Raw genomic sequence first — 18093 nt, 5'->3', positions numbered from 1 at the left:
ATGTTTTATTACTACAAAAAGCGTAAAAATCACGATTCCGACACGCCAAAATAGCCCAATATACGGTCCAAATCGGACAAGTTCTCGTAACTTATTACTAACTTCCCGCTATCCCACTTGCCAGGCTGAAGTTGCACCTGATTACCAATTTTTTCTGCCAGTTGGCGCTCCAGGTAGCCGATCTGCGGATCACGGGTCGGTTCGACCTGAGCTTTTGCCGGTTCCAGCGCTTTTTGCACCAGCTTCTCGGTATCGCGTACGGTCAACCCTTTCTGGGCGACCAGCTTGGCCAGTTCGGACTGGGCCTGGCCGCTCAGAGCCAGCAGAGCACGGGCATGACCCATGTCGAGGTCGCCATGCTCGACGAAACGCTTCACGTCGTCATTGAGCTGGTTGAGGCGCAACAGGTTGGTCACCGTGGTGCGGGATTTGCCCACCGCCTCGGCCACCTGCTGGTGGGTGAGTTCGAATTCGGTCAGCAGTCTTTGTAAAGCGACCGCCTCTTCGATGGCATTGAGATCTTCCCGCTGGATGTTTTCAATCAGTGCGATGGCAACAGCCGCCTCGTCTGGCACATCCTTGATGATGCAGGGCACCACCTCGAGACGGGCCAGCTGGGAAGCGCGCCAGCGCCGCTCACCGGCGATGATTTCGAAGGATTGTTCGCCGAGAGGGCGCACCACGATGGGCTGGATCACTCCCTGGGCGCGGATGGAGTTGGCAAGCTCTTCCAGTGCGTCCTGGGACATGTCCTTGCGGGGCTGGTACTTGCCGGACTGCAACCACTCCACCGGCAGCTTGCGCAGCTCGCCCTGATTGGTGGGGGCCATGGCCTCTTCGGTACGTTGATCGCTCATCACCTGTTTCTGGCGGGCAGCCGTGCTGGTACTGAGCAGGGCATCCAGCCCCTTGCCCAGTCCACGTTTTTTCGGAGTCATATGCTCTCTCGGTCTGCGATGGTCGCCTGACGCTCCTGCTCCTGACGGCGCAGGATCTCGCCAGCCAGTGCCAGGTAGGCCTTGGCGCCCACCGATGATTTGTCATAGTGCATGGCCGGGGCACCGAAACTCGGGGCCTCCGCCAGTCTAACGTTGCGGGGAATGATGGTGCGGTAGACTTTGTCGCCAAAGTGCTGTTTTAGCTGATCGGACACATCATTGGCCAGCCGGTTGCGGTGATCGAACATGGTGCGCAGCACCCCTTCGATCTTGAGATCCGGATTGACCACGGCGGCCAGCTTGCTGATGGTGTCGACCAGGGCGGTGAGCCCTTCCAGCGCGTAATATTCGCACTGCATGGGCACCAGCACAGAGTCGGCGGCGGCCATGGCGTTCACAGTCAGCATGTTGAGAGAGGGCGGGCAGTCGATGAAGACGTAGTCGTATTTGTCCCGCACCGAGGCCAGCGCATTGCGCAGGCGGATTTCGCGGGCGAAAAACTCCATCAGACGGATTTCGGCCGCGGTCACGTCGGCGTTGGCGGCGATCAGGTGATAGCCCCCGGAGGTTTCGGGGATGATCACTTCGCTGATGGGGGCATCCTCGATCAGCAGCTCATAGGCGGTGCGCTCGACGTCATACTTGTCGACACCGCTGCCCATGGTGGCATTGCCCTGCGGATCCAGATCGATCACCAGCACCTTGCGCCGGGTGGCAGCCATGGAGGCGGCCAGATTCACACAGGTGGTGGTTTTACCCACTCCACCCTTCTGGTTGGCTATGGCGATGACTTTTCCCACACGATCCCCTAAATGAAACTGCGACCCTATTCGGGCTGGATATGTTTGAATTCCAGCAGATGACGTTCGCCTTCCAGCTCCGGCACCCGCAACTCATGACAGGCTACCAGACGGATATTGGCAGGCAACTGGGCCAGCTCCTGCTCGGGATATTGTCCCTTGAGCGCCAGGAAGCAGCCCTGTTCTGACGGCAGGTGGTGACACCAGCTCAGCATGTCCTCCAGCGAGGCAAATGCCCGACTCAGTACACCATCAAACCCCACCTCAGGTTGATACTCTTCAACCCGGGATTTGACCGGCGTCACATTGGTCAGACCCAGCTCCTGGATCACCTGACGGATGAAGTTGATCCGCTTGCCCAGACTGTCGAGCAGGACGAACTGCTTGTCCGGATTGATGATCGCCAGCGGCAATCCCGGCAGGCCGGGACCAGTCCCCACGTCGATGAAGCGCTCACCGTGCAAGTGGGGGCTTACCACCAGGCTATCGAGGATATGCTTGACCAGCATGGCGTCCGGATCTCGCACCGAGGTGAGATTGTAAGCCTTGTTCCACTTGTGCAGCAACTCGACCAACTGCACCAGTTGGCTCTTTTGGGTATCGGTGATAACAATTTCGGCCTGCTTGAGCAGGCCGTTCAATCTTTCCAGCATGGGATTCCTCAGGCGGTTTTACGCAGCAGGCCGTGTTTTTTCAGGTGAACCAGCAGGATGGATATGGCCGCCGGGGTGATGCCGGAGATACGGGAAGCCTGACCAATGGTCTGCGGCTTGGCATCGTTCAGCTTGGCTTTCACCTCGTTGGAGAGGCCGTTCACCTCGCGATAGTCCAGATCCAGCGGCAGCAGGGTGTTCTCGTTGCGCAGCTGCTTTTCCACTTCATCGTGCTGACGCTCGATGTAACCGGCGTACTTGATCTGGATTTCAACCTGTTCGGCCGCGGCAGGATCAGTCACAGAAGGGCCAACCCCTTCGATGGCCATCAGCGCATCGTAGGTCACCTCGGGGCGACGCAACAGCTCTTCCAGACTCTGTTCGCGAGTCAGCGGGGTGTTGACCAGGGCGTTGACCGCTTCCAGTGACGGGTGTTGCGGGTGGATCCAGGTTGAACGCATGCGCTGACGCTCCAGCTCGACCTGTTCCATCTTGGCGTTGAATTTGCTCCAGCGCTCGTCATCCACCAGACCCAGCTCGCGACCGATGGCAGTCAGGCGGATATCGGCGTTGTCTTCCCGCAGCAGCAGGCGGTATTCGGCGCGGCTGGTGAACATGCGGTAAGGCTCGCGGGTCCCCAGGGTGGAGAGATCGTCCATCATCACGCCCATGTAGGCCTGATCCCGACGAGGGTTCCAGGGATCCTTGTCCTGGGCACGCAGGGCCGCGTTCAGACCGGCCATCAGACCTTGTGCCGCAGCCTCTTCGTAACCGGTCGTGCCGTTGATCTGGCCAGCGAAGAACAGGTTTGGAATGCACTTGCTCTCCATGTTGGCCTTGAGATCCCGTGGATCGAAGAAATCATATTCGATGGCATAGCCGGGGCGGGTGATGTGGGCGTTCTCGAAGCCGCGCACGGAACGGACGATCTGCACCTGCACGTCAAACGGCAGGCTGGTGGAGATCCCGTTCGGATAGAGTTCGTGGGTGGTCAGGCCTTCCGGTTCGACGAAGATCTGGTGCGCAGTCTTGTCGGCGAAACGGGTGATCTTGTCTTCGATCGACGGGCAGTAGCGCGGGCCGATCCCCTCGATCACCCCGGCGTACATGGGGCTGCGATCCAGGTTATTGCGGATCACCTCGTGGGTACGCTCGTTGGTGTGGGTGACGTAGCAGGGCACCTGACGGGGATGCTGGCTGGCATTGCCGATAAACGAGAAGACGGGGCGCGGATCGTCGCCATGCTGTTCCTGCATTACGGAGAAATCGACACTGCGGGCATCAATTCGCGGCGGGGTGCCAGTCTTGAGGCGATCGATGCGCAGCGGCAGTTCACGCAGGCGCTGGGCCAAGGCGATCGAGGGAGGATCCCCGGCGCGGCCGCCCTTGTAGTTTTCCATCCCGATGTGGATCAAACCGTTCAGGAAGGTACCGACCGTCAGCACCACAGTCTTGCCGCTGATGCGGATCCCGCTCTGGGTGACCACACCGGCAACACGATCCCCGTCCATGATCAGATCGTCACAAGCCTGCTGAAAGATCTTCAGGTTCGGGTAGTTCTCCAGCATCTGGCGAACGACGGCCTTGTAGAGCAGGCGATCCGCCTGGGCACGGGTGGCTCGCACCGCCGGGCCCTTGGAGGAGTTGAGGGTGCGGAACTGGATCCCGCCAAGATCGATGGCTCGCGCCATGATCCCACCGAGTGCGTCAACTTCCCTGACCAGGTGTCCCTTGCCGATCCCGCCGATCGCCGGATTACAGGACATGTGTCCCAGCGTATCGATATTGTGGGTCAGCAACAGGGTGTTCATGCCCATACGGGCTGCCGCTGTTGCTGCTTCGGTTCCGGCATGACCGCCACCGACGACGATCACATCAAATTGTTCATGGTATTGCATTGGGATCACCTTGATCTGCACGCCTGAAGATCTTTATTTGCCTGGGCTAAAGGGCGGAACATTCTATCTGTTTCGCGTCCTGAGGGGAACGTCTACTTAACGTTCAGTATGAAGGGAGGATCCACTAATTAGATCTTAAGGATCTTTAGATCGATCTTTTACTGGATCTCTTATTAGGATCCGCCCTTTCTGTTGATAAGCACTTTTTGATCATAAAGATCATTAATTTAAGGACGATCCTAGCTTGTGGAAAAGCTTGGATCCTGGCTCGGTGAACGAGGGGATAACCAGGGCTTTTATACACAGAGGTCTGTCGGTCTGGATCTAATACATGGATAACTATAGGTTTTGCAGAGCTTTACACCGTAGTTATGCACATTACCCCTGGGCATTGTGGGTAACCTTGTAGAACAACTCCCCCGGATCAATCTGTTAATAACATGGTGGATAGTCGATCTGGGGATAAGTGGGGAGATCAAGCTTTTTTTCAGGATCTCCCGCACGCTGATCAGGCGATCATCGTCATCCAGTCGCGGATCCACACTTCGGCGGCATCTTCGGGGATCTCGTGTTGGGTCACATCGATGTCGAGCCGCTCGCCGATCCGGCTGGCACCACACTCGGCCAGCAGCCGATCCAGCGTCTTGCCGCCCTGGCAAAAGGTGTCATAACTGCTGTCGCCAAGGGCGATCACGCCATATTTCAATGAATTAAGATCCGGATGCTGCTCGGCAAGATCCTTGGCGAAGGGTTGCAGGTTGTCGGGAACATCACCGGCGCCGTGAGTCGAGGTGACCACCAGCAGGATGGATCCCGCATCATCCAGCACCTCTGCCAGCTTGGCCGGGTTGTGGATCCGGGTCTGGTGGCCAGCCTGTTCCAGCAGGTTGGCGACGTGGTCTGCGACATATTCGGCGGCGCCCAGCATGGAGCCGACGACGAGATTGAGTTTGGCCATGGAATGGATCCTGATTTCAGACAAAGAAACGGAAAGCCGGATTCTACCGCCAAAGGGTGTGGATAAATATGGATAAAGCTTGGGGATAATGGATCCAGTCAGATAATGCCGCCGGATCCATTTCGTCGATCTTTTTTCTGCTTCTTTATATTGCTCTTCATTTTCTTCTCCGCTCATGGCTCTCCTGATGAATCCCATGCCCCGCAAAATCCTGCCAACGATGCAGCTAGATAACAATGCAGATGCAAATGATTAGCAATTATTGAATCGATTCGATCACAGCTCCTGTAGTAGGATTGCGCTGATTTATTCGCCCATGGAACAGGGGAATGTCGTTACAAACGACCACAAACAACAATAAAAACAACATAACTAATTGATAAACGAGACTTTAATATGATTGCGCAAAAATACACTATAGGACCCGGCAAGAAGGGCGCCTTCGGCGTGCTTTCGCTTTCCGGTTTGCTCGTCTCCTTGCCGCTGATGGCAGAACAAACCACCGCTGAGCTGCCCAAAGCCAGCGAAACCATGGTGGTGACCGGTACCGCCATGAAGGTGGAAGTGCCGATGGCCGAGACCCCTCGCGCCGTCTCCGTGGTTAACCGGGAGGAGCTGGATCAGCACGCCGTGTTGCAGCTGGATGAAGCGATTCGCTACCGTTCCGGCGTATTGACCGGCCTCTATGGCTCAGACAACAACACTGACTGGTTCAAGGTGCGTGGCTTCGATGCCGCCTCTTATCTGGATGGCAATCGGCTGTTTGGCACCGGCTATTACGTCTGGACTCCGGAACCGTTCGGTCTGGAGAGTGTGGAGGTGCTGAAGGGGCCCGCCTCGATCCTTTACGGTGAGGCACCTCCGGGCGGGGTGATCAATGCCATCAGCAAGCGACCGACCGCCACGCCGCAAGGGCAGGTTGATCTGCAGCTTGGCAGCCGGGATCATCGTCAGGTCGGAGTAGACGTCTCTGACGCGCTCTCCGACAACAGCCGCTATCGCATGGTTGCTCTTTATAAAGAGCGTGATGGTGTGCTGACCGGCACCTACAACGATCGGGTTTATCTGGCGCCCAGCGTCACCTTCGATCTTTCGGATCGTACCAGTCTGACCCTGCTGGCCAGTTTCCTGCACGACGAAGGGGTCCCGACCAACGGCTTCTTCCCGGTCTATGGCACCCTGAATACGTCAGGTGGCCAGATTGATCCCTCCACCAACCTGAGCCAGCCGGATTACGATCGCAACCGCAATACCCAGATCTCCACCGGTTACGAGCTGGCCCACCAGCTCAACCAGAGCTGGGAGTTCAAGCAGAACGTCCGCTTCAACTACAACGATCTGCTGCTGCGCCAGACCTATATCTTCCCGACCTATGAAGGCACAACCGCCAGTCGTGGCCTGGTTTACCGTGATGGCAATACCAAGAGTGCCACTATGGATAACCAGATGGTGGGCTACTGGAACACCGACAGCACCGAGCAGACCTTGCTGCTGGGGGTGGATCTGCAGCGTCATGTCAATGAAGGGGTCGAGGCCGACAACTACGGTATGGGCTCCATCAATACCATGAACCCGGATTACAGCGGCTTCCCCGGTTTTGATGAGTCGACCGCTACTCACCAGAAGAGCACCAAGGGTCAGAGCGGCCTCTATGCCCAGCACCAGATCCGCTGGGACGATCGCTGGTTACTGACTGCCGGTGGCCGTTTTGACTATGTGGAGACCCACAACACCAATACCAGCAAGGACGAGCGCCAGTACGATCACGAGCTCTCCCTCTCGGGCAGCCTGATGTATCTGGCTGACAACGGCCTCTCTCCCTACTTTGCCTATGCCGAGTCGTTCGAGGTGCTGCCGGGGATCGATCCTAACACCCGAAACTCCTACAAGCCGCTCAAGGGCAAGCTCTACGAGACCGGCGTGAAGTATGCGCCTGCCTTCCTCGACGGTTACATCAATCTGGCGCTGTTCGATCTGGCCCAGACCAACTCGCTGGTCTCTACCGGTTCCGGCCAGCAGACCCAGGCGGGTGAAGTGACCTCTCAGGGGGTTGAGCTGGAAGGGAGCGTGCAGGTGACAGATGCGCTGCGTCTGACCGCTGCTTATACCTACACCGATGCCAAAACCAACGACACCGGCAGTGGCGATCGCCGTGCCAGCCTGATCCCGCGCCACCAGGCCTCCTTCTGGGGTAACTACAAGGTGCAGCAAGGGGTGGCTTCGGGTCTGGAGCTGGGTACCGGTGTGCGTTATATCGGTTCCAGTGTGGGTATTGGCGCCGTGAATGCGGACTACACCCCCATCTACGGCTCTGCCGAGGTGCCGGCCCATACCGTCTGGGATGCGATGATCGGGTATGACTTTGCCAAGAATTGGCGTGCCCAGCTCAACGTCAACAACCTGCTGGGTGAAACCTACGTGGCTAGTTGTGACTACTACTGCTACTACGGCGAGCCGCGCAGCGTAGTGGGCAGCATCAACTACCGCTGGTAATCGAAGTCGGGCGGGAACCAGATTCCCGCCCTTCTTTTCACCCGCAGTTGTTCTGATCTCTCTGGAATACCGGTCCGTTATGGAACTCTTGTCTCTGGTTTATCGCCAATATCGTTGGCCCTTTATCGCCATCACCCTGCTCAGTCTGCTCAGTGCCGTCAGCGGGATTGGTGTCATTGCTTTTATCAATCAGTCTCTTATCGAATCTATAGGTGATCCGCTGCCGATCCTCGGTCAGCTGGTCGGCCTGATAGTGCTGCTGCTGGTGATCACACTCGGATCTCAGCTGGCCCTGACCACTCTCGGTCACCATTTTGTCTACCGGTTGCGTGGCCGTCTGCTCAAGCAGCTGCTGGATACCGATGTCGCCCGCATCCGCCAGATTGGTCAGGGGCCGCTGCTGGCCTCCCTCTCCAGTGATATCGGCCAGATCACCATCGCCTTCGTGCGCCTGCCTGAGCTGGTGCAGGGGGTGGTACTCACGCTAGGCTCTGCCTTCTATCTAGGTTGGCTCTCTCCGGCCCTGCTCGGGGTGACCGCGCTCTGGGTTACCGTCACCATGGTGGTGGGCTGGTTGCTGGTGAACCGTGTTTATCGCCATCTCTCCCAAATGCGTCAGGCCGAAGATCGGCTCTATCAGAACTATCAGGCCATCATCGCTGGCAGCAAGGAGTTGGCGCTCAACCGCGAGCGGGCTCACTTTGTCTATCACCAGCTCTATGAGCAAAATGCCCGTGACTACCGCCAGCAGATCATCCGCGCCGACACCTATCACCTGAGCGCGGTGAACTGGTCGAATATCATGATGCTGGGGGCCATCGGTCTGGTCTTCTTTCTGGCCAACGGCCTTGGCTGGGCCAACACCAATGTGGCCGCCACCTTCGCCCTGACCTTGTTGTTCCTGCGCACCCCGCTGTTGCAGGGGATTGGCGCCCTGCCGACCCTGCTTGCCGCTCAGGTGGCGTTCGACAAGATCGCCGCCCTCAATCTGGCCGAGCCAGACGCGGACTTCCCGTTGCCGCCCGCCATCCGCCCCTGGCAGCGTATCGAGTTGGAGCAGGTGAGCTTTCACTATCAGGGGGAGGGTGGCTTTGCCGTCGGCCCCATCGATCTGGCCATCGAAAAGGGGGAGCAGATCTTCATCATCGGCGGCAACGGATCCGGCAAGTCGACGCTGGCCATGCTGCTGACCGGCCTCTACCAACCGGTATCGGGCCGGATCCTGCTGGATGGTGAGCCGATCACCGATCGCAACTGCTATTTGGCGCTCTTCTCCGCCATCTTCACCGACTATCACCTGTTCCAGCACCTGCTGGGGCCGGAACCCAAGGATGAGCTGGTGGCCGAGTGGCTGGAGCGGTTGCAGATGGGCAGCAAGCTCACCATCGAGGATGGCTTTATCGCCGATATCGAGCTCTCTCAAGGGCAGCGCAAGCGGGTCGCCCTGCTGCTGGCGCTGGCCGAGCAGCGCGAGGTGATGCTGTTTGACGAGTGGGCTGCGGATCAGGATCCCCAGTTCCGCCGCATCTTCTATCAGGTGCTGCTGCCGCGCCTCAAGGAGATGGGCAAGACCGTGATCGCTATCAGTCACGATGATCACTATTTCCCGCTGGCCGATCGCCTGCTGGAGATGCGTCAGGGCCAGCTCACTGAACTGACCGGCGCGCGCCGTGCCGCAGTGAGCCGCGATGCGATCGCCCATCTGGATTGCGAGGTGCTGGCTTGATGCCTGCACCGATGAGACTGGCGGCAAGCCAGCACAGGAATTGCTTATGTTCGAGATGAAATCAGCCAGCTTCACGGTCAATGACCGCACGCTGCTGCACCCCACCAACCTGCGTTTCGAGCAGGGACAGGTCTATGGCCTCATCGGCCACAATGGTTCGGGCAAATCGACCCTGCTCAAGCTGCTGGCACGCCAGCACCCCCTCAGCGACGGCGAGATCCTGTTCGATGGCAAGCCGCTGCCCGACTGGGGCAACCGGGAGTTTGCCCGTCAGGTGGCCTATCTGCCCCAGCATCTGCCGAGCGCCGAGAATCTGCTCGGGCGGGAGCTGGTGGAGATGGGCCGCTACCCCTGGCGCGGCCTGCTGGGTCGGATGGGGGTGGAGGATCACCGTCAGGTCGATCGGGCCATCGCCCTTACCCATACCGAACGTTTTGCCGATCGGCTGGTGGATACTCTCTCCGGCGGCGAGCGGGGCCGGGTCTGGCTGGCGATGCTGCTGGCGCAGGAGAGCCGCTTCATCCTGCTGGACGAGCCGCTGGCCGCGCTGGATGTGGCCCATCAGGTGGAGGTGCTGACGCTCGTCAAGCAGTTGAGCCGTCAGCTGAACCTTGGGGTCATCATCGTCATTCACGACATCAATATGGCCTCCCGCTTCTGCGATCGGCTGGTGGCGCTCCACTCCGGCCGCCTGCTCACCCATGGCGAACCGGAGGGGATCATGACCAGCGAGACTCTGCACGCCATCTATGGCATTCCGATGGAGGTCATTCGCCACCCGGCTCATGCCCATCCCATCGCCATCGTCTGACCGGGGGTATCCTTGAACCTTTTATTGAAGATGGCCCCTTGCCTCGTCAGCCTGCTGCTGGCGCTCCCGTTGCAGGCTGCACAATCATCCGCAATAAACGAGGCCACCAGCGCGCTACCCCGTATCGCCACCGTCGACTGGACCATAGCCGAAACCCTGCTGGCACTCGGGGTGACTCCGCTGGCCGTTGGGGATGCAGGCCCCTATCAGGCATGGGTCGGCGAGCCACGGCTACCTGCCGGAGTGGTGGATATCGGCCTGCGCACCCAGCCCAACCGTGAGCTGCTGGCGGAGCTCAAACCCGATCGCATCCTCATCTCGCCGCTGGCGGCCCCGCTGGCGCCAACTCTTTCCCGCATTGCACCGGTGAGCACCATCGCCCTCTATGATGGGCAAACCGATCTGTGGCAGCGGCTGCACGAGGTGACCCTGACCCTCGCCCGCATGGTGGACAAAACCGCCGAGGGCGAGCGGCTGCTGGTCGGGCTGGATCGGGATCTCGCCAGCATGCAGGCCAGATTGCCTGCGGATCTGCCGCCCCTGCTGGTGGTGCAGTTTATCGATGAGCGCCATGTGCGGGTGTTTGGTCGCCACAGCCTGTTCGATGCGGTGATGACGCGGCTCGGGCTGCGTAATGGCTGGCAGGAGCAGACCAATGACTGGGGTTTCTCGGTGGTCAGCATCGAGCAGTTTATGACCTTGCCAACCGCGCGGCTGGTGGTGGTCGATCCCATTCCGGTCGGGGTGAGCGAACGGCTGCAGGAGCCTGGGCTGTGGCAGCATCTGCCGCTGGTACGCCAAGCCCCCGTGCTGCATCTGCCTGCGGTCTGGAGTTTTGGCGGCGTACTTGCAGCCCGCCGTTTCGCCGGTCTGCTCAGCGATGCATTGTTGCAAGATGCCGAGCGTATTGAGGCTAGCCGATGAAGCGACTGCTCACATCGCCGCTGCTGCGGCCGGTCTCGATCCTGCTGGGGTTGACCCTCTTGCTCGCGTATTGGGAGCTGGCTCGCCAGCTGCCCGGTGCGCTCTGGTGGCAGAGCCTGTTCGCCCCCAATCTGGATGACGTCAGCCAAGCGGTGGTGCATTTCAGCTGGCTGCCCCGCTTGGTTGTCACCCTGCTGGCCGGCGCTGCACTCGGGCTGGCGGGCACCCTGATGCAGCAGGTGCTGCGCAACCCGCTCGCGTCACCCACCACTCTTGGGGTGGCCTCCGGTGCCCAACTGGCGTTGATGATGGCGACCCTGTTTGCCCCCTCCTGGTTGCTGTTGGGGCGGGAGTGGATCGCCATGGCCGGTGGCAGCCTCGCGATGGCACTGGTGTTTGCCCTGGCCTGGCGTCGTCAGCTCAATCCGGTGGTCATCGTCTTTGCCGGGTTGGTGATCAACCTCTATCTGGCGGCCATCAGCATGGGGCTCTTACTGTTCTTTCAGGAGGAGCTGAAAGGTTTGCTGGTGTGGGGCAGTGGCTCTCTGGTGCAGAACAGCTGGAGCGGGGTGAGTTACCTGCTGCCCCGCCTGCTGGTAGCCGCTGCGCTGGCCGTTGTGCTGGTACGCCCGCTGGCGGTGCTGGCGCTGGATGATGCCAGCGCCCGCAGTCTGGGAGTCTCCCTGCAGCATCTGCGTTTTGCCGGACTGGGGCTGGCGGTGTTTGTCACCGCTTGCGTGGTGAGCGTGGTTGGGCTGATCGGCTTTATCGGGCTGGCAGCGCCCGCCATGGTGCGGCTGCTCGGGATCCGCCAGCTTGGCCAGCGGCTGCTGTGGGCACCGATCCTCGGCGCCCTGCTGCTGGCTGCCACCGATCTGTTGCTGCAGAGCCTGAGCTGCTTCTGGCCGGTATTGATCCCCACTGGCGCAATGACCGCCCTGCTGGGGGCGCCGCTGCTGCTCTGGCTGATCCCGCGTCTTGGTATTAAGTCGGGTACGCCGAAGGCAAACGCCGCTCTGCAGGTGGCCCGCCATCCAGCACCGGCTCGCCTTGTCTGCCTGTTGTTGGTCGGGCTGCTGCTGGCCGTGGTTGCCTCCCTGCTGGTTGGTCAGGGAATGACGGGCTGGAGCTGGCCAAGCGGACTCCGCTGGCAGGGCCAGCTGGAGTGGCGGCTGCCGCGCACTCTGGCGGCCGGGGCGGCTGGCGTGCTGCTGGCGCTGGCGGGCACCCTGTTGCAGCGGGTCAGCAACAACCCGATGGCGAGTCCAGAGCTGCTGGGGGTGAGCGGTGGCACCTTTATGGGGGTGATAGCGACGGCCTTACTGCTGCCAGCTTTGCCGTTGCCCATAATGCTGCTGGGCGGCCTGATCGGTGCTTTTGGCTGTTTGTTGTTGCTGGTGGTGGTCAATCGCAAGCACGGCTTCCAGCCGGAGCGGATCCTGCTCTCCGGCATCGCCATCACGGCACTGTTTGAGCCGTTGCAGGCCATCGCGCTGGTCAACGGTGACATGCGGGTGCAACAACTGCTCTCTTGGATGTCTGGTTCCACCTATTACGTCACCCTGCCGGTGGCTTATGGGTTGGTGGGGCTGGCGCTGTTGATGCTGGCCGCCTGCCTGTTGGTGAGCCGTTGGCTCGATCTGATGCCGATGGGGGCGGCGGTAGCAACCGCACTCGGCATTCGCCTCAACCGTGCCCAGCTCGCCATCCTGCTGCTGGTGGCCGTGCTCACCGCCAGTGCCACCCTGGTGGTGGGGCCGCTCTCCTTCGTCGGTCTGTTGGCGCCACACATGGCCAAGCTGATGGGGTTGGTGCGGGCACGCTGGCACCTGCTTGGGGCCGCTGCTTCCGGCGCCCTGTTGATGGTATCGGCGGACTGGGTCGGTCAGCAAATCCTCTTCCCGCAGGAGGTGCCGGTCGGGCTGGTCTCCACCCTGTTAGGGGGCGCTTACTTCATGTGGTGTCTGCGCCGCCTCTAGGTTTGTGGACAAAAAATGCACAAAAAAGCCCGGGATGAACCCGGGCTTTTTGTTGTCTGCGGTACAGGCTTATTTGCCGATACAGAAGCTGGAGAAGATGCGGCCCAGCAGATCGTCGGAGCTGAATTCGCCGGTGATCTCGGAGAGGGACTCCTGTGCGAGGCGCAGCTCTTCGGCTACCAGTTCGCCAGCTACGAACACTTCCAACTGCTCCTTGGCCACCAGCAGCCGCTCGGCGGCGCGCTCCAGTGCATCCAGATGGCGGCGGCGGGCCATAAAGCCCCCTTCGGTGTTGCCCTGGAAGCCCATACAAGCCTTCAGGTGCTCGCGCAGGGCGGGCAGCCCCAGCTCGGTCTTGGCGGAGATGCGGTAGACGGCGTGGCCCTGCTCCTGACTCGGTGCCAGATCCTCGCCGGTCAGGTCGGCCTTGTTGCGAATGACGGTGAGGCCGATGTTTTTTGGCAACCGATCAACCAATTCCGGCCAGATCTCCCGCGGGTCGATTGCGTCTGTGGTGGTGCCATCCACCATAAACAGCACTCGATCGGCCTGTTCGATCTCGGCCCAGGCGCGCTCGATACCGATCTGTTCCACCTTGTCTTGGGTGTCACGCAGACCGGCGGTGTCGATGATGTGCAGCGGCATGCCATCGAGATGGATATGCTCGCGCAGCACGTCGCGGGTGGTACCGGCAATCTCGGTGACGATGGCTGACTCGCGCCCCGCCAGGGCGTTGAGCAGGCTCGATTTGCCGGCGTTGGGACGACCGGCGATCACCACCTTCATCCCTTCTCGCAGCAGGGCGCCCTGTTTGGCCTCCCCGCGCACGTCGTCCAGCTCGGACATGATGGTGTAGAGGTCGCCCGCCACCTTGCCGTCGGAGAGGAAGTCGATCTCCTCGTCCGGGAAGTCGATGGCCGCTTCCACATAGATGCGCAGCCGGATCAGGCTCTCCACCAGTTGTTGGATTTTGCTGGAGAACTGCCCCTGCAGGGAGTGCATGGCGCTGCGGGCGGCCTGTTCGCTGGAGGCTTCGATCAGATCGGCGATGGCCTCGGCCTGGGCCAGATCCAGCTTGTCGTTGATGAAAGCGCGCTCGCTGAACTCGCCGGGGCGGGCAGGGCGGATGCCGTCGATTTGCAGAATGCGGCGGATCAGCATGTCCATGATGACGGGGCCGCCGTGGCCCTGCAGCTCCAGCACATCCTCGCCGGTGAAGCTGTTGGGGGCTTTGAACAGCAGGGCGATGCCCTGATCCAGTACCTGGCCTTGCTCATCCTTGAACGGCAGATATTCGGCGTAGCGCACCCGCGGGAGCTTGCCGAGCACTATCCCGGCGACCTGTTCGGCGGCGGGGCCGGAGACCCGGACTATACCCACGCCGCCACGGCCTGGCGCGGTGGCTTGGGCCACGATCGTATCTGTTGTCATCTTGCTTGGCTCGTTTGTTCGCTGATAGGAAAACGTAGTGGGAGACATTGTAATAAAAAAGGCGGCCCGAAGGCCGCCTCTTTTGTCATCAAGGGAAGATTAGCTGCGCATCAGTTACGAGTGTGCAGGCCTTTCTTCTCCAGCTGACGATAGATGATGGTCTGCTGGGTAATGGAGATGACGTTGCTCACCAGCCAGTAGAGAGTCAGGCCAGCCGGGAACCAGAGGAACATGAAAGTGAAGATGATCGGCATGAACTGCATCACTTTCTGCTGCATCGGGTCGGTCACTGTGGTCGGGCTCATCTTCTGCAGATACCACATGGACGCACCCATGAGGATTGGCAGCACGAAGAAGGGGTCCTTCACTGACAAGTCAGAGATCCACAGAGCAAACGGTGCGTGACGCAGCTCAACGGACTCCATCAGTGCCCAGTAGAGGGAGATGAAGATCGGCATCTGAACCAGGATCGGCAGGCAGCCACCCAGCGGGTTGACCTTCTCCTTCTTGTACAGCTCCATCATGCCCTGAGACATCTTCTGGCGATCGTCGCCGAAGCGCTCACGCAGGGCCGCAATCTTGGGTTGCAGCATGCGCATCTTGGCCATGGAGGTGTACTGGGCCTTGGTCAGCGGGAACATGATGCCGCGTACCAGCAGGGTCAGCATGATGATGGCCACACCCCAGTTCTGGACGAAACCGTGGAACACGGTCAGCAGCCAGTGCAGCGGTTGGGCGATGAACCACAGCCAGCCGTAGTCTACGGTCAGGTCGAGGTGGTTAGCCACCTTGGCCATCTGGTCTTGCAGCTTGGGACCTACCCACAGCTTGCTGGTCACTTCAGCCTGTTGGCCAGCGGCCACGTCTACCAGCGGCGCCTTGTAACCGATGATGGCCTGGCCTTTACCAGGGATCACGCGGCTGTAGAAGCTGTTGGTATCGTCAGCATTCGGTGCCCAGGCAGAGACGAAGTAGTGTTGCAGCATGGCGACCCAACCACCCTTGGTGGTCTTGTTCAGGTCGGCATCCTTCATCTCGTCGAAGGTGTACTTCTTGTAGCGAGTCTCTTCGCTGGAGAAAGCACCACCACGGTAAGCGCTGGCTACCATGGCATGACCTTCCTGATCCTTCGGTGTCGCTACGGTCTGCTTCAGCTGACCATAGAACTGCACCTGAACCGGCTCGGCAGATTTGTTGTCGATCTTGTAATCAACGCCAACGGCATAGTCGCCACGCTTGAGGATGAACTCCTTGGTGAAGACCACGCCCTTGCTGTCAGTCCAGGTCATCGGAACGACGACTTGATCCTGACCATCGGCCAGCTGATAGCTGGTCTGGGCGGCTTCATAGGTAGGACGACCTTCGGCCTGACTGTCCGGACCGTTGCGACCCACCAGACCGCTCTGGGCGATATAGAGGTGCTCAGGCTGGCTGGTCAGCAGCACGAACGGTTGGTCCTTGCCCTCTTCCAGTTTGTGAGACAGCAGTTCGGCAGACACGACGTCACCACCCTGGGTATCCAGGGTCAGCTTGAGCACGTCAGAGGAGACGGTGATCAGCTTGCGTGCGGCAGTCGCGTTGGCTTGCTCGGAAACCTGAGGAATATCACCGGTCTGACCGGCTTCAGGTACGAAATGTTCGGTTTGGGCCACGGTAGTCGGGGCCGGCTTCGGAGCCTTGTCGGACTCCCACTGTTGCCAGAGCAGAAAGCTCACGAACAGCAAACCGATCAGGAGTAGATTGCGTTGTGATTCCATAGTCTTCAGTTTCTTCGCTTTGGTTGCGGAACCGGGTCATAACCACCCTCGGATAAGGGATGGCATTTTAATAGACGTTTGCTAGCTAACCAAACGCCTTTTATGAAACCGTGAAGTCGGATGGCTTCTATCGCAAATTGGGAACAAGTTGGAGTAAAACGGCAGCGCGGCCCCAGCAGAGGGCTAATGATTAGCTGATACAGGCGTATCAGTTTGATAGCTACCCATTGCAACGGCGTGACAGAGTGCGCCATAGCTTTTCCAGTAACTTGAACAGTTCCTCGTTATCCATCTCTTTCACACCGGCCTTGGCGATCACCACGATGTCGATAGCGGGCAGCTGATGTTGTTTGAGGCGGAAACTTTCCCGAACCACCCGTTTGACACGGTTACGCCAAACGGCACGCTTGAGTGCTTTTTTGGGCACAGCGAGACCAAGACGAGAGTGTTCGAGTGAATTGGGGCAGGCGAGAAGCGTAATTTGCGGGGAAGCAGCCCGGACAGGCTCAGCGAAAACGCGTTTGAAGTGTTCGGGAGTTAACAGACGTAACTCCCGAGAGAAGGTGTGCTGGGTAGGCATTAAACTACCAGACGGGCACGACCCTTGGCACGACGAGCGGCCAGAACTTTACGACCGTTGGCAGTTGCCATGCGGGCGCGGAAACCGTGAGAGCGCTTGCGCTTCAGGTTGGACGGTTGAAAAGTACGTTTCATGATTCGATTCCGTATTTCTGTACAGTTTTGATTGTCACACTTAGCCGACGCGCCAGCTATAGCGTGTGACGACTAGCAAAAGAGGCCGAATTCTAAACAGAGTTCGGCTTTTAGTCAATCCGCCGTTCCCTCTCATCCTGCCATGGTCTTGAAAAGGCCACTGCCGAGCGTGAGGATCCGGAGGATCAAGGGCTCCGGATTATACTGGCAACCCGGGGTTAAACAAGGGATCCCTCAATAAAAAAGGCGGCTTGGCCGCCAAAGAGAGAGCTATTTAAGGACTTTCCGCAAGAACTCCCGGGTACGGGGATCCTTGGGATCGACCAATATCTGATCCGGCGGGCCCTGCTCGACGATCCGCCCTCCTTCCATGAAGATCACCCGATCGGCAACATCACGAGCAAATTCAATCTCATGGGTCACCACCACCATGGTCTGGTGCTGGCGGGCCAACGCCTTCATCAACCCCAAAACCTCGTCGACCCACTCGGGATCGAGGGCCGAGGTGGGCTCGTCAAACAGGATCACCTTGGAGTGGGCCGCCATGGCGCGGCCAATGCCGACCCGCTGCTGCTGGCCGCCGGAGAGGGAGGCCGGATAGGCATCCTGCTTGTCGGCAAGACCAATGTCCTTGAGGATGCCTAGCGCTGTGGCGCGGGCCTCGGCTTTTGGCTGTTTCCAGACGGTGATCAACCCTTCGGCGATGTTGTCGAGCGCCGTCTTGTTGGCAAACAGGGCGTAGTTCTGGAACACGAAGGAGGCCCGTTTGCGCAGCTCGATCGCCTGCTGTTCGCTAGCCTTGGCCAGATTCAGCGCAAGATCGTCGATGGTCAGGGTGCCCGCATCCGGGGTCTCCAGCAGGTTCAGGCAGCGCAACAGGGTCGACTTGCCGGTGCCGGAGGGGCCGATGATGACGACAATTTCCCCCTTTTTGACCTCCAGATCGATGCCATTGAGCACCTGATTGCCGTGATATGCCTTGGAGAGGCCGGTTAGCTTGATCATGAGAGC

At 59.6% G+C, this 18093-nt stretch carries 16 protein-coding genes; 5 read left to right on the top strand and 11 right to left on the bottom strand.

The window, feature by feature from the left end; genetic code table 11:
* Window positions 1–29: 29 nt before the first annotated feature.
* The 5 genes from LD28_RS0119370 to mioC all read right to left on the bottom strand — a co-directional run bounded on the left by LD28_RS0119370 (window position 30) and on the right by mioC (window position 5247).
* Window positions 30–938: a ParB/RepB/Spo0J family partition protein gene (locus LD28_RS0119370; protein ID WP_033138547.1), complete on the bottom strand. Its 909-nt coding sequence runs from the start codon at window positions 936–938 to the stop codon at window positions 30–32.
* Window positions 935–1738, bottom strand: a complete 804-nt coding sequence (locus LD28_RS0119365; RefSeq protein ID WP_033138546.1) for a ParA family protein — start codon at window positions 1736–1738, stop codon at window positions 935–937. Before LD28_RS0119365 ends, LD28_RS0119370 begins: the two co-directional genes overlap by 4 nt.
* Before the next feature lie 26 nt (window positions 1739–1764).
* Window positions 1765–2391 (bottom strand): 16S rRNA (guanine(527)-N(7))-methyltransferase RsmG, encoded by a 627-nt coding sequence (rsmG, locus tag LD28_RS0119360; RefSeq protein WP_005339331.1) that lies wholly within the window; start codon window positions 2389–2391, stop codon window positions 1765–1767.
* Window positions 2392–2399: 8 nt separating this feature from the next.
* Window positions 2400–4289, bottom strand: a complete 1890-nt coding sequence (gene mnmG, locus LD28_RS0119355) for a tRNA uridine-5-carboxymethylaminomethyl(34) synthesis enzyme MnmG (protein WP_005357220.1) — start codon at window positions 4287–4289, stop codon at window positions 2400–2402.
* Window positions 4290–4797: 508 nt separating this feature from the next.
* Window positions 4798–5247, bottom strand: coding sequence for an FMN-binding protein MioC (mioC, locus tag LD28_RS0119350; protein ID WP_033138545.1), 450 nt, complete (start codon window positions 5245–5247; stop codon window positions 4798–4800).
* Window positions 5248–5643: 396 nt separating this feature from the next.
* Here mioC and LD28_RS0119345 point away from each other — a divergent pair, with 396 nt between their 5' ends.
* From LD28_RS0119345 to fhuB, 5 genes are all read left to right on the top strand, one after another.
* A complete protein-coding gene (locus tag LD28_RS0119345) occupies window positions 5644–7740 on the top strand; it encodes a TonB-dependent siderophore receptor (protein ID WP_033138544.1) in 2097 nt (698 codons plus the stop codon).
* 79 nt (window positions 7741–7819) lie between these two features.
* Window positions 7820–9466 carry a multidrug ABC transporter permease/ATP-binding protein gene (locus LD28_RS0119340; RefSeq protein WP_033138543.1) on the top strand — a complete coding sequence of 549 codons (1647 nt, stop codon included), beginning with the start codon at window positions 7820–7822 and terminating at the stop codon, window positions 9464–9466.
* 46 nt (window positions 9467–9512) lie between these two features.
* Window positions 9513–10277 (top strand): ATP-binding cassette domain-containing protein, encoded by a 765-nt coding sequence (locus LD28_RS0119335; RefSeq protein WP_033138542.1) that lies wholly within the window; start codon window positions 9513–9515, stop codon window positions 10275–10277.
* Window positions 10278–10307: 30 nt separating this feature from the next.
* Window positions 10308–11201, top strand: coding sequence for an ABC transporter substrate-binding protein (locus tag LD28_RS0119330; protein WP_033138566.1), 894 nt, complete (start codon window positions 10308–10310; stop codon window positions 11199–11201).
* Entirely contained in the window at window positions 11198–13180 is a 1983-nt protein-coding gene (gene fhuB / locus LD28_RS0119325; protein ID WP_033138541.1) for a Fe(3+)-hydroxamate ABC transporter permease FhuB, read from the top strand. The genes LD28_RS0119330 and fhuB overlap by 4 nt, the downstream gene beginning before the upstream one ends.
* A gap of 69 nt (window positions 13181–13249) precedes the next feature.
* Here the strand turns inward: fhuB and mnmE are convergent, their stop codons facing one another.
* From mnmE to LD28_RS0119300, 6 genes are all read right to left on the bottom strand, one after another.
* A complete protein-coding gene (gene mnmE / locus LD28_RS0119320) occupies window positions 13250–14611 on the bottom strand; it encodes a tRNA uridine-5-carboxymethylaminomethyl(34) synthesis GTPase MnmE (RefSeq protein ID WP_033138540.1) in 1362 nt (453 codons plus the stop codon).
* 110 nt (window positions 14612–14721) lie between these two features.
* The gene (yidC, locus tag LD28_RS0119315) at window positions 14722–16368 is read right to left on the bottom strand and encodes a membrane protein insertase YidC (RefSeq protein ID WP_033138539.1); all 1647 of its coding nucleotides are present in this window, start codon (window positions 16366–16368) and stop codon (window positions 14722–14724) included.
* Window positions 16369–16373: 5 nt separating this feature from the next.
* Window positions 16374–16622, bottom strand: a complete 249-nt coding sequence (gene yidD / locus LD28_RS22680) for a membrane protein insertion efficiency factor YidD (RefSeq protein WP_010672280.1) — start codon at window positions 16620–16622, stop codon at window positions 16374–16376.
* Window positions 16589–16948 carry a ribonuclease P protein component gene (gene rnpA / locus LD28_RS0119310; protein ID WP_005339313.1) on the bottom strand — a complete coding sequence of 120 codons (360 nt, stop codon included), beginning with the start codon at window positions 16946–16948 and terminating at the stop codon, window positions 16589–16591. The genes yidD and rnpA overlap by 34 nt, the downstream gene beginning before the upstream one ends.
* On the bottom strand, window positions 16948–17082 hold the full coding sequence (gene rpmH / locus LD28_RS0119305; protein WP_005307156.1) for a 50S ribosomal protein L34: 135 nt from the start codon (window positions 17080–17082) through the stop codon (window positions 16948–16950). The genes rnpA and rpmH overlap by 1 nt, the downstream gene beginning before the upstream one ends.
* Before the next feature lie 270 nt (window positions 17083–17352).
* On the bottom strand, window positions 17353–18087 hold the full coding sequence (locus LD28_RS0119300; RefSeq protein ID WP_033138538.1) for an amino acid ABC transporter ATP-binding protein: 735 nt from the start codon (window positions 18085–18087) through the stop codon (window positions 17353–17355).
* Window positions 18088–18093 lie beyond the last annotated feature (6 nt).

The sequence above is a fragment of the Aeromonas finlandensis genome (assembly GCF_000764645.1).
Taxonomy (GTDB): domain Bacteria; phylum Pseudomonadota; class Gammaproteobacteria; order Enterobacterales; family Aeromonadaceae; genus Aeromonas; species Aeromonas finlandensis.
This window is presented reverse-complemented; position numbering and strand designations above follow the sequence as displayed.

Coding starts and splice junctions, on each gene's coding strand:
- mioC (WP_033138545.1), bottom strand. CDS start 5,247: ATGGCCAAACTCAATCTCGTCGTCGGCTCCATGCTGGGCGCCGCCGAA.
- rnpA (WP_005339313.1), bottom strand. CDS start 16,948: ATGCCTACCCAGCACACCTTCTCTCGGGAGTTACGTCTGTTAACTCCC.
- LD28_RS0119330 (WP_033138566.1), top strand. CDS start 10,308: ATGGCCCCTTGCCTCGTCAGCCTGCTGCTGGCGCTCCCGTTGCAGGCT.
- LD28_RS0119300 (WP_033138538.1), bottom strand. CDS start 18,087: ATGATCAAGCTAACCGGCCTCTCCAAGGCATATCACGGCAATCAGGTG.
- LD28_RS0119345 (WP_033138544.1), top strand. CDS start 5,644: ATGATTGCGCAAAAATACACTATAGGACCCGGCAAGAAGGGCGCCTTC.
- rpmH (WP_005307156.1), bottom strand. CDS start 17,082: ATGAAACGTACTTTTCAACCGTCCAACCTGAAGCGCAAGCGCTCTCAC.
- LD28_RS0119340 (WP_033138543.1), top strand. CDS start 7,820: ATGGAACTCTTGTCTCTGGTTTATCGCCAATATCGTTGGCCCTTTATC.
- LD28_RS0119370 (WP_033138547.1), bottom strand. CDS start 938: ATGACTCCGAAAAAACGTGGACTGGGCAAGGGGCTGGATGCCCTGCTC.
- mnmG (WP_005357220.1), bottom strand. CDS start 4,289: ATGCAATACCATGAACAATTTGATGTGATCGTCGTCGGTGGCGGTCAT.
- fhuB (WP_033138541.1), top strand. CDS start 11,198: ATGAAGCGACTGCTCACATCGCCGCTGCTGCGGCCGGTCTCGATCCTG.
- LD28_RS0119335 (WP_033138542.1), top strand. CDS start 9,513: ATGTTCGAGATGAAATCAGCCAGCTTCACGGTCAATGACCGCACGCTG.
- yidC (WP_033138539.1), bottom strand. CDS start 16,368: ATGGAATCACAACGCAATCTACTCCTGATCGGTTTGCTGTTCGTGAGC.
- yidD (WP_010672280.1), bottom strand. CDS start 16,622: ATGGCGCACTCTGTCACGCCGTTGCAATGGGTAGCTATCAAACTGATA.
- mnmE (WP_033138540.1), bottom strand. CDS start 14,611: ATGACAACAGATACGATCGTGGCCCAAGCCACCGCGCCAGGCCGTGGC.
- rsmG (WP_005339331.1), bottom strand. CDS start 2,391: ATGCTGGAAAGATTGAACGGCCTGCTCAAGCAGGCCGAAATTGTTATC.